Consider the following 13,289-nt stretch of genomic DNA (forward strand, 5'->3'; position numbering starts at 1 on the left):
GGTGACAGGGATGCCCGAGGGGCTGCCCCCACGGTAGATACCACCCTCGACCCACGCAAATGTGCCTGTGGATAACTCTGTGGAGAGTGTGCGGGAAACGCCGCAGTCTCTGTGCACAACTCCTGTGGACAAGTCGGTGGATGACTGTGGATTTGACGTCCTATATGCACTCTCACCTGGCTTTTATTTGTCCACAGGTTGTGTGAGGAAATCCCGGTTGAAGTAGGCGTTGAAGGTTCCTCGACTTGACAAACACATGTGTACAACTCGGGGGATAACTCGGCGGCGGCGTACCGACGGACGGCATCCGATGTCAAATCTTCCAACGCCTGGGCGTGTCGCCCCGCCACCATCTCGTTACGTACCCACTACTGACAGTTCACCCGCCCTCTTTCGCCCGCGCGGATCCAGGCGTATCGTCGCCGACCTGAGTCACCGACGATTCACCTTTGGGGGGCGAATCATGGATGCCACGCTGAGGACGGGGATGCCGCGCACTCTGCGCGTGTTCCTGCTCGGCGCGCTGGTGACCCTCGCCATCGCCGTGCTCTCGCTCTTCGCCAGTGCGACGTCGGCCTCCGCTGACGACTCCGGGTCGGGTCTGCTGGGGGCCGTCGGCTCGACGGTGAACGGCGTGACCGACACCGCCGGGGACGTCGTCGAGCCGGTCGCTACTGCCGTTGTGGAGCCGGTCGCGAACACCGTCTCGGAGCCGGTGGCCAGTGACACCGCGGAGCCGACCGATCAGACGGTGGAGCCGGTCGCCCGCGCAGTGGAACCTGTCGCCAAAACCGTCGAGCCGGTCACGAAGGCCGTCGAGCCAGTCACCAACGCGATCGAGCCGGCTGCCCGGGCCGTCGAGGAGCCGGTTTCCACCGTCGCGAAACCAGTAGTCGCCGTCGCGGAACCGGTAGTCACAACGGTCGTGGAACCCGTCGTCACCCAGGTTGCGGAACCCGTCGTCTCCGAGGTCGTCGAGCCCGTCGCGACCGGATTCGCGGAGCCGGTCGCCGCCGCCGTGGTCGAGCCGGTCGCCGACAGCATCGTCACGCCGGTCGTCGGGGTGGTCGCCGACACGGTCGAACCCGCCGCCGAGGCGGTCACGGCCCCCGTGGCGCAGCTCGTCGTGCCCGTTGCCGGAGTCGTCACCGACACGGCCCCTGCCCTCGTCGACACCGCCAACACGCTCGTGGGTGGCACGGTCGGCACCGTGGCCGACATCGTGACCGACGCCGCCTCTTCCGGCGTCGTGGGCGCGATCGTCAACCCGGTCGTCGACACCGCCGAATCCCTCCCCATCGTGGGTCCCGTCGTCGAGCAGACCGGCCTAGGTGGCGTCGTCACCGGCGTGGCCGGGGCTGTCGACGAAACGCTCCCGGTCGTCGTCGGTACGGCGCCCGAGATCGCTCCGGTCGTCCCGTCGCTCCCCGGCGACGGCGGCGAGGTGCTCTCCCCTGCACCCGGCGCCACGGCTCCCCCCGTGACGCCGCCGGCAGCCCCCTCGGGCATTACGGCGCCGGCCGTAACGGAGGCGACCAAGACGGTCACCGCTCCCCCGTTGCCCGCCGTCTCCGCCCCGGCCCCGACGACACGCGTGGAGATAGCGGTTGCGGAGGTCGCGCGCTACTTCGAGGCCGTGGCCCCGGCATCCATCCCCTCCTCCACTGAGGCGCCCGCCGCCCCGGTCGACTCCCAAGACGCCGCTCCCGCAGCGCTCGGGGTGGGCACCGGCGCGGGATCCTCGACATCCGCGGGTTCAAGCGCCGCAGGAACGACCGCCGCGACCGCCGATCACGGCGCACTCTTGTTCGCGCTGGCTCTTCTCGCTCGCGGGGGCGACGTCGACGACGACCTCCCCGGCATTCCCGTCTACGACACCGACGCTTCTCCTGACTGAGGCCGGTCGCGCCGTGCTCTGCGCGGCAGACGACCCCGCGCGTTCGCGCACCCTCACTCATCTACAGGAGAAACTCTCATGCGCAAGTTCTACTCGCGTGCCCTCTGGGGCGCGCTCGTCGGGAGCGGCTTGGCCGTTCTCGGATGCGGCATCGCGAATGCCGCAGACACCTCGGGAGCAGGCGGACTGCTCTCGGGTGATCAGGCCCTCGTCTCGGTCGACCTGCCCGTCACCGTCGGCGGCAACGCCGTCTCGGTGATCGGCGACAGCCACACCTCGGATGCCACCACCTCCGGCGGATCGTCGGGCGCGGGCCATGACGGCTCGACGGAGGGCGGCTCCGGGCACGGCGGCTCCGGCCACGACGGAGGCGGCTCCAGCTCGGGTGGCGACGTGACCACTGACGGGTCGGACAGCCTGCTCGGCGGCAACCAGGGCATCGTGTCGGTCGATGTTCCCGTCACCGTCGGCGGCAACGCCGTGTCGGTGGTCGGCGACAGCACCAGCTCGGATGCCACGACCACGGGCGGAGCGTCCGGCTCGGGCTCGGACGGCGACGTGCAGACCGACGGGTCGGACAGCCTGCTCGGCGGCAACCAGGCCGTCGTGCCGGTCTCGGTGCCCGTCACCGTCGGCGGCAACGCCGTGTCAGTCATCGGCGACAGCACGTCAACGGATGCCACCACCACCGGAGGCACGGGCGGCTCTGGCCACCCGAGCACAGGCGACGTCTCCACGGACGGGTCCGACAGCATCATCGGCGGCAACCAGGCCGTCCTGCCGGTGTCACTGCCCGTCACCATTGGCGGGAACGCCGTCTCGGTGATCGGCGACAGCGCGTCGACGGATGCCACCACCACTGGCGGCACGGACGGCTCCGGCCACCCGAGCACCGGCAGCGACGTCACGACCGACGGCACCGACAGCCTGATCGGCGGCAACCAGCTCGTCGCCCCGATCTCGCTGCCCGTCACGATCGGCGGCAACGCCGTGTCCGTGATCGGTGACAGCTCCACCGACGGCGCTGCCACCACCGGCGGAACCTCCGGTGCGGGAATCGGCGACGTGACCACCGACGGAAGCGGCGGCATCCTCGGCGGCAACCAGGCGATCCTGCCGATCTCCGCCCCCGTCACCATCGGCGGGAACGCCGTCTCGGTGATCGGCGACAGCACCTCGAAGGATGCCACCACCACCGGCGGCACATCGGGCGGCCTGTTGGGTGGTATCTCGACCGACGGGAGCGACAGCCTCGTCGGCGGCAATCAGCTGATCGTCCCGGTCAGCCTGCCCGTCACCATCGGCGGCAACGCCGTGTCGGTGATCGGTGACAGCACCACGGACGGTTCGAGTACGGGAACGCCGGGGACCCCGGGGACGCCCGGTCACCCGGGGACGCCTGGGACGCCGGGCAACCCCGGTACGCCCGGCACCCCCGGCAACCCCGGAACACCCGGTAACCCCGGAACGCCTGGGACACCTGGGACACCTGGGACACCTGGGAACCCTGGCACGCCCGGCACGCCCGGAACACCCGGCAACCCCGGAACACCCGGTACCCACGGCAACCCCGGAACGCCCGGCAACCCCGGTCAGCCCGGAACGCCCGGCAACCCCGGAACACCCGGTAACCCTGGAACGCCCGGTACCCCCGGCAACCCTGGAACGCCCGGCAACCCCGGAACACCGGGGACCCCCGGCACGCCCGGAACGTCCGGCACCACGACTCCGGTGATGGGCTCCACCGCGTCGGTCTCGTCCACGTCGTACTCGGTCGCGGCGCCCGTCGCCTCGGGCACGAGCACACGCTCGGGCTCCGGCAAAACGCTCGCCGTCACGGGCTCTGACGGGTCGGCGGCCGCCGGCCTCGGCACGGCGGGTCTGCTGGCCCTCGTGTCCGGAGGCGCGCTGCTGCTGCGTCGTCACCGCGCAACCGTCTGACGCGCCGACCCCGGGAAGGGGGTGACCCCTCCCCGGTAGGCGACACCGGATGCCGGCTATTGGGGGCGGCATCCGGTGTCGTGGCGCGCCCGGGGCGTCGGGACGTCCGAGGGAGTCCGGTCCCTTCGACAGGCGCAGCGACCTTCGCGAGCACGCGAGTCGGTGACGGGTGCCGTCCCTTCGACAGGCTCATGCACCTCCGCCGCACAGAGAGCGCTGACACGTGGTGGCTGAGTCTGTCGAAGCCACCCCCGGCCCGGGAGCCCGGTCTTACAGCGCGCCGCCGCGACGCTCGCGCTCGAGGAAGGCGATCGTGTCGGGATGCTGCGGGGCGTCGAGGATCTGCGCGGGCGTGCCCTGCTCGACGACGCGTCCGTTCTTCAGGAAGACGATGCGGTCGGCCACCTCACGAGCGAACGACATCTCATGCGTCGCCATGAGCATGGTCGACCCGCGGTCGCGCAGCACCCGCACTAGGTCGAGCACCTCGCCGACGAGCTGCGGATCCAGCGCCGAGGTGATCTCGTCGAGCAGCAGCAGCTCGGGATCGGTCATCACCGCCCGAACGATCGCGACGCGCTGCTGCTGGCCGCCGGAGAGACGGTCGGGGAACTCCCGCGCCTTGGCCCCGAGGCCGAGCTGCTCGAGCAGTTCGGTGCCGCGGGCGTAGGCGTCGGGTTTCGGCATCCGGTGCACTTTGCGCGCGGCGAGGGTGACGTTGTCGATCACGCGCAGGTGCGGGAAGAGGTTGAAGTGCTGGAAGACGACGCCGATGCGTGCGCGGGCGGAGTCCTCGTCGATGGTGGGATCGGTCAGGTCGTCGCCGTTGAGCAGGATCTGGCCGTCATCGACACGCTCGATGAGATTGATGGTGCGCAGCAGCGTCGACTTGCCCGACCCCGACGCTCCAATGAGCACGACGACCTCGTGCTGGTCGATCGCGAGGTCGATGCCGTCGAGCACCACGTGGTCGCCGAAGGTCTTGCGAACGCTGCGGACGTCGAGCACGCTCACACGACCCCGCCCATCTGCTCGCGCTTCGCCAGCCGCGCCGAGACGTAGTCGGTGAGCCGGATCATCGGCAGCGCCATGGCCACGAACAGCAGCGCCGACACGACGTACGGCGTGAAGTTGTAGTACTCGGCCGCGGCGATCTGCGCTGCGCGCACGGCATCCACCGCTCCGAGTACCGAGATGAGCCCGACGTCCTTCTGCATCGACACGAAGTCGTTCATCAGCGCCGGGATGACCTTGCGCACGCCCTGCGGGATGACGACGATGCGCAGCGTCTGTCCGTGCGTGAGGCCCATCGAGCGGGCGGCGACCCGTTGCGAGGGATGCACGGCCTCCATGCCCGCGCGCAGCACTTCGGCGACGTACGCCGAGTAGGTCAGCACGATCGCGATCGTTCCCCACAGCACGACCGGCACACGTCCGAAGATGCCCAGCGCGGGCAGCCCGAAGCCCACGAGGTACAGCACGATCAGCAGGGGGATGCCGCGGAACAGGTCGGTGTACACCGTGGCCAGGGCGCGCAGCGGGAAGAAGACGGGTCCCCGCAGCGACCGCAGCACCGCGAGCGTCGTACCCAGGATCGCCACGGCGAACGCCGCGACGAACAGCACCTGGATGTTCAGCCACAGCCCCACGAGGATCGACGGGAAGCTCGCGATCGCGATGTCGACGTCGAAGAAGCTGCGGCGAACGTCTTCCCAGCCGGGGCTGGAGAGGACCGCCCACCCCACCACGACGACGAAGACGACGGAGCTGACGAACGCGATCAGCACGGACGTCATCGACTGCCGACGCCGCTCGAGACGCCGACCGAGTTCGAGCTCGCTCGGACGCCACTCGGCATCGAGGGGGGTGGATGCCACGGCTGTTACTTCAGCACGGGAGCGGCGGCCGTGCCGCCGAGCCACGTCTGCTGCAGCTCGTCGAGCGTGCCGTCCGCGCGCAGAGCGTCGACGGCCTCGCTGACCGCGGTGGTCAGCGCCGAGTCCTTGGGCAGCACGAACGCGAGCTCGTCACCGCCGACCGAGGAATCGGGCAGCTGGCCCACGACCTTGCCGTCGTCGAGCACGGCACCGGCGAGGTAGAACGCGGTGGGGAGGTCGACGATGATCGCGTCGACCTGGCCCGCCTGGAGTGCGGCCACAGCATCGTCGTTGGAGTTGTAGACGCTGAGATTGGCGGTGCCGAGCTGGTCTTCGGCGACCTGGTAGCTGGTCGTGGCGCTCATGACGCCGACCGGGATGCCCTTCAGCTCATCGACCGTGGTGGCGGACGCAGCGGGCGACGACCCGGTCGTCACAACGGCCTGCGTGGTCGTGTAGTACGGCGACGAGAAGTCGACGGCGTTCTTGCGCTCGTCGGTGATCGAGAACTGCTGCACGTTGAGGTCCCAGTCCTTCGGACCCGGGGCGATGGCGCTGTCGAACGTGGAGCGCACCCACACGACATCGTCCTTCGAGAAGCCGAGCTGCGTGGCCACGGCGTCGGCCACGGCCGCTTCGAAACCCTCGCCCGAGGCGGGATCGTCGTTCTCTACCCACGGCGAGAACGCGGGCTCGCCCGTGGCGATGGTGAGCTTGCCTGCGGTGACGGTCTGCAGAGCGCCCTCGGAGGCGGGGGCTGCACCGGCTTCGGAACCGGTCGGGGCGAAGGCGCAGGCGGTGAGCGAGACGACCGTGGCGGCGGCAACGGCGGTCAGGGCGGCGGCGCGGCGCAGGCGTGCGAAAGCGGTCACGATGTCTCCTCGTGGACGTATCGGGGGCATCCCCGGAGTGCTGTGTGGAGCAAATCGTACCTAAGCGGCGAGGCTCCGGTCGTCGTGGCGGAAACCCGGCGACACGCGGCGGGGCCCTCACGTCGCGGCGGCCGCTCCCCCGGTTTGCGGCGGGCTCCGCGTTTCGCGGCCGCCGCCCCAGCCCTGTTTGGGGCGGGTTCCGTGCATTGGGGCGGACAAAGAACGCCCCAAAGGCACGAAACGCGCCCCAACCCCGCCCCAACCCACGCCGGCGCCGCCCGGGAACGCGGAACGGCCCCGCCCTGCCGAAGCAGGAACGGGGCCGTTCTCGAGAGTGCTGCGAATTACTTCGCGGCGACCACCTGAAGGGTGATCACGGCGGTGACGTCGTCACGCAGGCGAACGGTCGCCTCGTGCTCGCCGACCGACTTGATCGAAGAGGTGATCTGGATCTTGCGCTTGTCGAGCTCGCCGAGACCGGCGGCCTTGACGGCGTCGGCGACATCGGCGGTCTTGACCGAACCGAAGAGGCGACCCTCGTTACCGGCCTTGACGGCCAGCTTGACGGTGTTCGACTCGAGCGAGTTCTTCAGGGCCACGGCGTCTTCGTGGTCGTGGATCGCACGGGACTCGCGGGCCGCGCGGATCGACGCGACCTGCTTCTCGCCACCGCGGCTCCAGGCCACGGCGAAGCCCTGCGGGATGAGGTAGTTGCGGGCGTACCCGCTCTTGACCTCGACAACGTCACCGGCGCTACCGAGCCCGGTGACCTCATTCGTGAGAATCAGCTTTGCCATCGGGTGCTCCTTAGCGGCCGGCGCCGGCGTAGGGCAGGAGAGCCATCTCGCGCGCGTTCTTGATGGCGCGGGCGATCAGGCGCTGCTCCTGCACGGAGACACCGGTGATACGACGGGCGCGGATCTTCCCGCGCTCCGAGATGAACTTGCGGAGGGTTGCGACGTCCTTGTAGTCGATGACGCCGACGCGGATCGCCTTCGCGGGGGCTGCGTTCTTCGCGCCCTTCCGCGGCTTGCGGCGGTCGCCAGTGGCCTTGCCAGCCATGCTTCCTTCTTTCGTGTGGTTCGGATGCCGAGCCGGTCACGCGGACCGGGGCATGGCATCCGGAATTTCAGGGGTCGTCGCGCCGTGAGGCGCAGCGAAGATCAGAACGGGGTGTCGTCTCCGTAGGAACCGGGAGTGCTCCACGCGTCTGCGCCGCTGTTGCTGTTGCCGCCGCCGTTGTTCGAGCCGGGGGTCGACCACGGCTCGTCGTTCGACTGCTGCACCTGCGGGCGCTGACCGCCACCGCCGCCACCGCCGCCGCCGGAAGCGGCACGGGTGACCTGGGCGGTCGCGTAGCGGAGCGAGGGGCCGATCTCATCGACTTCGAGTTCGATGGAGGTGCGGTTGTTTCCCTCACGGTCCTGGTACGAACGCTGCTTGAGGCGACCGGTCGCGATGACACGGCTGCCCTTCGTCAGCGAACCGGCGACGTGCTCGGCGAACTCGCGCCACACCGAGGCGCGCAGGAAGAGCGCCTCGCCGTCCTTCCACTCGTTCGCCTGACGGTCGAACGTGCGGGGGGTCGACGCGATCGTGAAGTTCGCCACCGGCAGACCGTTCTGCGTGTAACGCAGCTCGGGGTCGGCGGTGAGGTTGCCCACGACGGTGATGACGGTTTCGCCGGCCATCGTCGTTACTTCGCAGCCTTCTCGGCGGACTCGACCTTGCGGGGAGCGGCGGCCTTGCGGGCAGCCTTCTCCTCGGAGCGCTTGGCCTCGGCGGCGACCTGAGCGATCGCTTCTTCGGCGCGCAGGACCTTGGTGCGCATGATCTGCTCGTTCAGCTTCAGCTGACGGTCGAGCTCGTTCGTGGCCTCGCTGGTCGCGACGAAGTTGACGACGGCGTAGATGCCCTCGTTCTTCTTGCGGATCTCGTAGGCGAGACGACGGCGGCCCCAGATGTCGACCTTGTCGATGGTTCCTCCATCGGCCGTGATGACCTTGAGGAATCCGTCGAGCTTCGGAGCGACCTGGCGCTCGTCGACCTCGGGATCGAAGATGACCATGAGTTCGTACTGGTGCGTCACTAACCCACCTCCTTCGGACTAGAACGGCTGACGGGCATTTCCCGGCAGCAGGAGGGTGTGGTGCACGTCGTCACGGGCTCACACGCGCATGGGCGTCGCCGGACAACCTTCGTAGTCTAGCGGATGCCATGGGTCCGCGTTTCTCAGCGACCGCAGCGACGGCGTCCGGCCACGACGGCGCGGGAACGCCTGCGCTCCCCCTCCCCGATGTCCGACGCTCCCGATACGGTCGAACGGGGAGGCGATACATGACGACGACACCTGCGCAACTCGACACCGCGCCGCTGACAGAGCCCGTCGACACGGCGGCGGTACGTGCGTTCACCGCCGAGCTGCGGGAGCGGGGCGCGCTGCGGGGCCGCACCGTGTCGGTGGTGATCCTCGTGGTCGTGGGACTCGCGTTCGCCCTCATCGGCGTCCCGCTGTTCTTCTCCATCTTCGTCACGGTGATCACCGAAAGCAGCGGCAGCGCCCTCGTCGCCCTGCCCCTCCTCGTGATCCTCGCCATCGTCGCGTTCGTCGCCGTGGCGATCGTGCGCGGCTTACGCGGCTCGGCCGTCCGCCGCTATCGGCTCGACCGCTTCGCGCGCGCGAACGGCATGACCTGGCATCCGGGATACACGAATCCCCCGCTCCCGGGCATGATCTTCGGCATCGGCAACGACCGGGGCACGCACGATCTCATGCGCCGGGAGCATCCGCGGTTCATCGAGGTCGCCAACTACAGCTACGAAACCGGCTCGGGCAAGAACAAGCAGACCCACCGGTGGGGTTATGCCGCGCTCCGCCTCGACACTCCGCTCCCCCACATCGTGCTGGATGCCGTGGGCAACAACGGCCTGTTCGGCGGTTCCAATCTGCCGGTCAGTTTCGGCCGTGGGCAACGCCTCAGTCTCGAGGGCGACTTCGACCAGCACTTCGCGCTGTACTGCCCCGAGGGCTATGAGCGTGACGCCCTCTACCTGTTCACGCCCGATGTCATGGCGCGTTTCATCGACAACGCCGCGCAGCTCGACGTCGAGATCGTCGACGAGTGGCTGTTCCTCTACTCCCGCCGCGACCTTTCGACGCTCGATCCCGCGACCTGGCAGTGGGTCATGTCGACCGTGGGCGCGCTCGACGACAAGCTCGCGCAGTGGGCGAGGTGGCGTGACGAGCGCCTGGCCGCGGCCCCGACGGAGGGAGCGGTGGCATCCGGGCTGCCGGGGGCGTCGACGGCACCGGCCGCGCTGCTCACTCCTCCCCCGGTCGGTGTCGCAGCGCCAGGGCGACGCCTGCGACGCGGCTTCTCGTGGGTGACGGTGCTCGTCGCCGTGGCGATCGGCGCGTGGTGGATCCTCACCATCGTGTTCGACGTGCTGGGGTCCTGACCCCGCGCACTTCGACAAGCGCGGTCCCGACCCCGCGCGACGCGTCAGTGCGCCGACCACCCGCCGTCCATCGTGTAGCTCGCGCCGGTGACCATCGCGGCATCCGGTCCCGCCAGCCACAGCGCCAGCGAGGCGACCTCGGTCGGCTCGACGAGGCGTTTGATCGCGGCATCCTGCAACAGGATCGTCTCGAGCACCTCCTCCTCGGCGATGCCGTGGGCGCGGGCCTGGTCGGCGATCTGCTTCTCGACCAGCGGCGAGCGCACGTATCCCGGGTCGATGCACACGCTCGTCACGCCGTGCGGGCCGCCCTCGAGAGCCGTGGTCTTCGACAGGCCCTCGAGACCGTGCTTCGCGGTGACGTACGCCGACTTGAACGCCGACGCGCGGATGCCGTGCACGCTCGAGACGTTGAGCACACGCCCGAAGCCGCGCTCGTACATGCTCGGCAGCGCCGCGCGGATGAGGAGGAACGGCGCCTCCAGCATGAGCCGGAGCATGAACGAGAAACGCTCGGGGTCGAACTGCTCGATGGGGCTGACGTGCTGGATGCCGGCGTTGTTGACGAGGATGTCCACGTCGAGGCTGAGCTCATGCAGCGCCGCGGTGTCGGACAGGTCGACGACCCACGGGCGACCGCCGATGTCGGCGGCCACGCGTTCGGCGCCCTCGGCGTTCAGGTCGGCGACGGTGACCTCGGCCCCGGCGCCCGCGAACGCGCGCGCGATCGCTTCGCCGATACCGCTCGCGCCCCCGGTGACGAGGGCGCGACGGCCGGTCAGGTCGGTGCTCATGCGGATCCCTTCGCTCCCACGCGGTCGGCCGTACGCGCCGCGTCGGCGGCGTCGATGTCCCGCAGCGAGATCCCGCGTGTCTCCTTCAACGACAGCACAGCGATCGAGGTGACGATGCACGCCGCGACGATGTAGAGCGCAATCGGTATCCACGAGCCGAAATCGCGCAGCCACTGCGTCGCGAGGATCGGAGCGAGGGAACCCGCGAGGATCGCCGTCACCTGGGCGCCGAGAGAGACGCCCGAGTAGCGCATGCGCGTCGGGAACAGCTCGGCCATGACGGCGGGCTGTGGGGCGTACATGCCGGCGTGGAACACCAGGCCGATCGTCACGGCGAGCACGATCATCACGGGGTTGAGCGTGTCGAACATCGGGAAGGCGAAGAAAGCCCAGGTCGCGCTGAGGATCGCGCCCACGAGGTACACCGGGCGGCGTCCGACGCGGTCGGCGAGCCGGCCGAGCGGCGGGATCACGGCGAAGTGCACGACGTGGGCGATGAGCAGTGCGAGCAGCAGCTGACTGGTGTCGTAGGAGTGCACGACCTTGAGGTAGACGATCGAGAAGCTGACGACGATGTAGTAGACGATGTTCTCCGCGAAGCGGACGCCCATCGCCTGCACGACGCCCTTGGGGTAGCGGCGCAGCACTTCGACGACACCGAACGAGGTCGCCTTCTCCTGCTCGACCTGCGCCTTGGCCTCGAGGAAGATCGGTGCCTCTTCGACGTGACGGCGGATCCAGAACCCGACCAGCACGATCACGGCCGAGAGCCAGAAGGCGATGCGCCAGCCCCAGTCGAGGAACGCCGCGGGGCTGAGGACGAACGACGTGATCAGCAGCACGAGGGTGGCCAGCAGGTTGCCGACGGGCACAGCGGCCTGCGGCCAGCTCGACCAGAACGCACGGCGATGGTCGGGGCTCTGCTCGGCGACGAGCAGCACGGCGCCGCCCCACTCCCCTCCCACCGCGAAGCCCTGGATGAAGCGCAGGGCGACGAGCATCGCGGGGGCCCAGTAACCGACGCTCGCGAATCCGGGGAGGCATCCCATGAGGAACGTCGCGGCGCCGACGATGATGATCGTCGCCTGCAGCGTGGGCTTGCGGCCGAACCGGTCGCCGATCTGGCCGAACACGATTCCACCCAGCGGCCGCGCGACGAAGCCGACCGCGTAGGTGACGAAGGCGGCGATGATGCCGTCGAGCTGTGAGCCGGACGACGGGAAGAAGAAGGTGCCGAACACGAGGCTGGCGGCGGTGGCGTAGAGGAAGAACTCGTACCACTCCACGACCGTGCCGGCCATGGAGGCGGCGACGACCCGGCGGATCCGGTTCGTGGGGGGCTCAGCGCTCTGACGTGCGCGGGTGGGGGAATCCATGACGCTCCTTCGGTGTCGGCGGTGACATCCGCACGTCAGTCTGGGCGGGTGCACGCACTGCGGCAATGCCCAGTTGCACGACGCGGGTGTGCAGAATTGCAGAATGGATGCCGACACCGTCCGCGCCGACGACCTGCTCACTCTTCTGGCGGTCGCGCGCACCGGCCGCTACACCGCCGCCGCGCAGCTGCGCGGGGTGGACCACACGACGGTGGCGCGCCGGATCGGCGCGCTGGAGGAGGCGCTGGGCGGCCGGGTGGTCACGCAGTCCGGGCGGGGGTGGGAGCTCACCGCCCTCGGCCAGCACGCCACCGAGACGGCCGGACGCATCGAAGCGGCCATGTCGCAACTCGCGGCCGGGGGAGAGGAGCCCGATCCGGTGTCAGGTGTCGTCCGCATGTCGGCGACCGACGGCTTCAGCGCCTTCATCGCCGCCCCCGCGATCGCGCGTCTGCGGGAGCGGCATCCGGATCTGTCTGTCGAGATCGTCGCCGCCCAGCGGCGCGCCTCTCTGCACAGGCCGGGGCTCGACCTCGAGGTGGTGGTGGGGCAGCCGCAGACCACTCGGGGGTCGAGCGTGGAGCTCGGGCCGTACACGCTCGGCATGTACGCCTCACGCGCGTACCTGTCGACGCACGGGAGCCCCCGGGACCTGGAGGATCTGCAGCGCCACCGCCTCGTCTACTTCGTCGACGCGATGCTGCAGGTGGAGGCGCTCGACCTGCCGCGTCGCGTCGTGCCGCGGATGCGCGACGGAGTGACCTCGACGAACGTGCTCGTGCAGGTCGAGGCGACCCGCGCCGGCGCCGGGATCGGGATGCTGCCCTGTTTCGCCGCCGACCGTCACGACGACCTCGTACGGTTGCTGCCCGAGATCGTCAGCGAGCGTTTGCCGTACTGGATGGTCGTGCGCGCCGACTCGCTGCGCATCCCCGCGGTGGTCGCTCTGGCGGAGGCGCTGCGCGAGCAGACGGCGCGGTCGAAGGAGATGCTCGACGGTGTGTGAGGCAGTGGACCGGTGGCTTCGACAGGCTCAGCCACCTCGGGCCCGGCTCTCCCGCGTGGGAGGACGC

13 protein-coding genes are annotated in these 13,289 nt (G+C 69.5%); 4 read left to right on the forward strand and 9 right to left on the reverse strand.

Annotated elements, in window-relative coordinates:
• Positions 1-463: 463 nt before the first annotated feature.
• Entirely contained in the window at positions 464-1,897 is a 1,434-nt protein-coding gene (locus tag ASF76_RS02860) for a hypothetical protein (RefSeq protein WP_156459100.1), read from the forward strand.
• Positions 1,898-1,975: 78 nt separating this feature from the next.
• Entirely contained in the window at positions 1,976-3,838 is a 1,863-nt protein-coding gene (locus tag ASF76_RS17280; RefSeq protein WP_055952602.1) for a chaplin family protein, read from the forward strand.
• A gap of 270 nt (positions 3,839-4,108) precedes the next feature.
• Here the strand turns inward: ASF76_RS17280 and ASF76_RS02870 are convergent, their stop codons facing one another.
• The 7 genes from ASF76_RS02870 to rpsF form a co-directional block, all read right to left on the reverse strand.
• Positions 4,109-4,852 (reverse strand): amino acid ABC transporter ATP-binding protein, encoded by a 744-nt coding sequence (locus ASF76_RS02870; RefSeq protein WP_055952605.1) that lies wholly within the window; start codon positions 4,850-4,852, stop codon positions 4,109-4,111.
• Positions 4,849-5,715, reverse strand: coding sequence for an amino acid ABC transporter permease (locus ASF76_RS02875; RefSeq protein WP_055952608.1), 867 nt, complete (start codon positions 5,713-5,715; stop codon positions 4,849-4,851). The genes ASF76_RS02870 and ASF76_RS02875 overlap by 4 nt, the downstream gene beginning before the upstream one ends.
• A 5-nt stretch (positions 5,716-5,720) precedes the next feature.
• Positions 5,721-6,587, reverse strand: coding sequence for an ABC transporter substrate-binding protein (locus ASF76_RS02880; protein WP_235561219.1), 867 nt, complete (start codon positions 6,585-6,587; stop codon positions 5,721-5,723).
• 344 nt (positions 6,588-6,931) lie between these two features.
• Positions 6,932-7,384: a 50S ribosomal protein L9 gene (gene rplI / locus ASF76_RS02885; protein WP_055952614.1), complete on the reverse strand. Its 453-nt coding sequence runs from the start codon at positions 7,382-7,384 to the stop codon at positions 6,932-6,934.
• A gap of 10 nt (positions 7,385-7,394) precedes the next feature.
• Positions 7,395-7,649, reverse strand: coding sequence for a 30S ribosomal protein S18 (rpsR, locus tag ASF76_RS02890; RefSeq protein WP_013584646.1), 255 nt, complete (start codon positions 7,647-7,649; stop codon positions 7,395-7,397).
• Positions 7,650-7,750: 101 nt separating this feature from the next.
• A complete protein-coding gene (locus ASF76_RS02895) occupies positions 7,751-8,278 on the reverse strand; it encodes a single-stranded DNA-binding protein (RefSeq protein ID WP_055952617.1) in 528 nt (175 codons plus the stop codon).
• 5 nt (positions 8,279-8,283) lie between these two features.
• Positions 8,284-8,676: a 30S ribosomal protein S6 gene (gene rpsF / locus ASF76_RS02900; RefSeq protein ID WP_013584644.1), complete on the reverse strand. Its 393-nt coding sequence runs from the start codon at positions 8,674-8,676 to the stop codon at positions 8,284-8,286.
• A 248-nt stretch (positions 8,677-8,924) separates the two neighbouring features.
• On the opposite strand from rpsF, the gene ASF76_RS02905 reads away from it, so the two are divergent.
• Complete coding sequence (locus ASF76_RS02905) at positions 8,925-10,046, forward strand: hypothetical protein (RefSeq protein WP_055952620.1); 1,122 nt, start codon at positions 8,925-8,927, stop codon at positions 10,044-10,046.
• A 44-nt stretch (positions 10,047-10,090) separates the two neighbouring features.
• Here ASF76_RS02905 and ASF76_RS02910 read toward each other — a convergent pair whose 3' ends face one another.
• Positions 10,091-10,840, reverse strand: coding sequence for a 3-hydroxybutyrate dehydrogenase (locus tag ASF76_RS02910; protein WP_055952623.1), 750 nt, complete (start codon positions 10,838-10,840; stop codon positions 10,091-10,093).
• Entirely contained in the window at positions 10,837-12,216 is a 1,380-nt protein-coding gene (locus tag ASF76_RS02915; RefSeq protein WP_055952626.1) for an MFS transporter, read from the reverse strand. Before ASF76_RS02915 ends, ASF76_RS02910 begins: the two co-directional genes overlap by 4 nt.
• A 103-nt stretch (positions 12,217-12,319) precedes the next feature.
• Here ASF76_RS02915 and ASF76_RS02920 point away from each other — a divergent pair, with 103 nt between their 5' ends.
• Complete coding sequence (locus ASF76_RS02920) at positions 12,320-13,222, forward strand: LysR family transcriptional regulator (protein ID WP_055952629.1); 903 nt, start codon at positions 12,320-12,322, stop codon at positions 13,220-13,222.
• Positions 13,223-13,289 lie beyond the last annotated feature (67 nt).

It is taken from the genome of Microbacterium sp. Leaf151 (assembly GCF_001424225.1).
Taxonomy (GTDB): Bacteria; Actinomycetota; Actinomycetes; order Actinomycetales; family Microbacteriaceae; genus Microbacterium.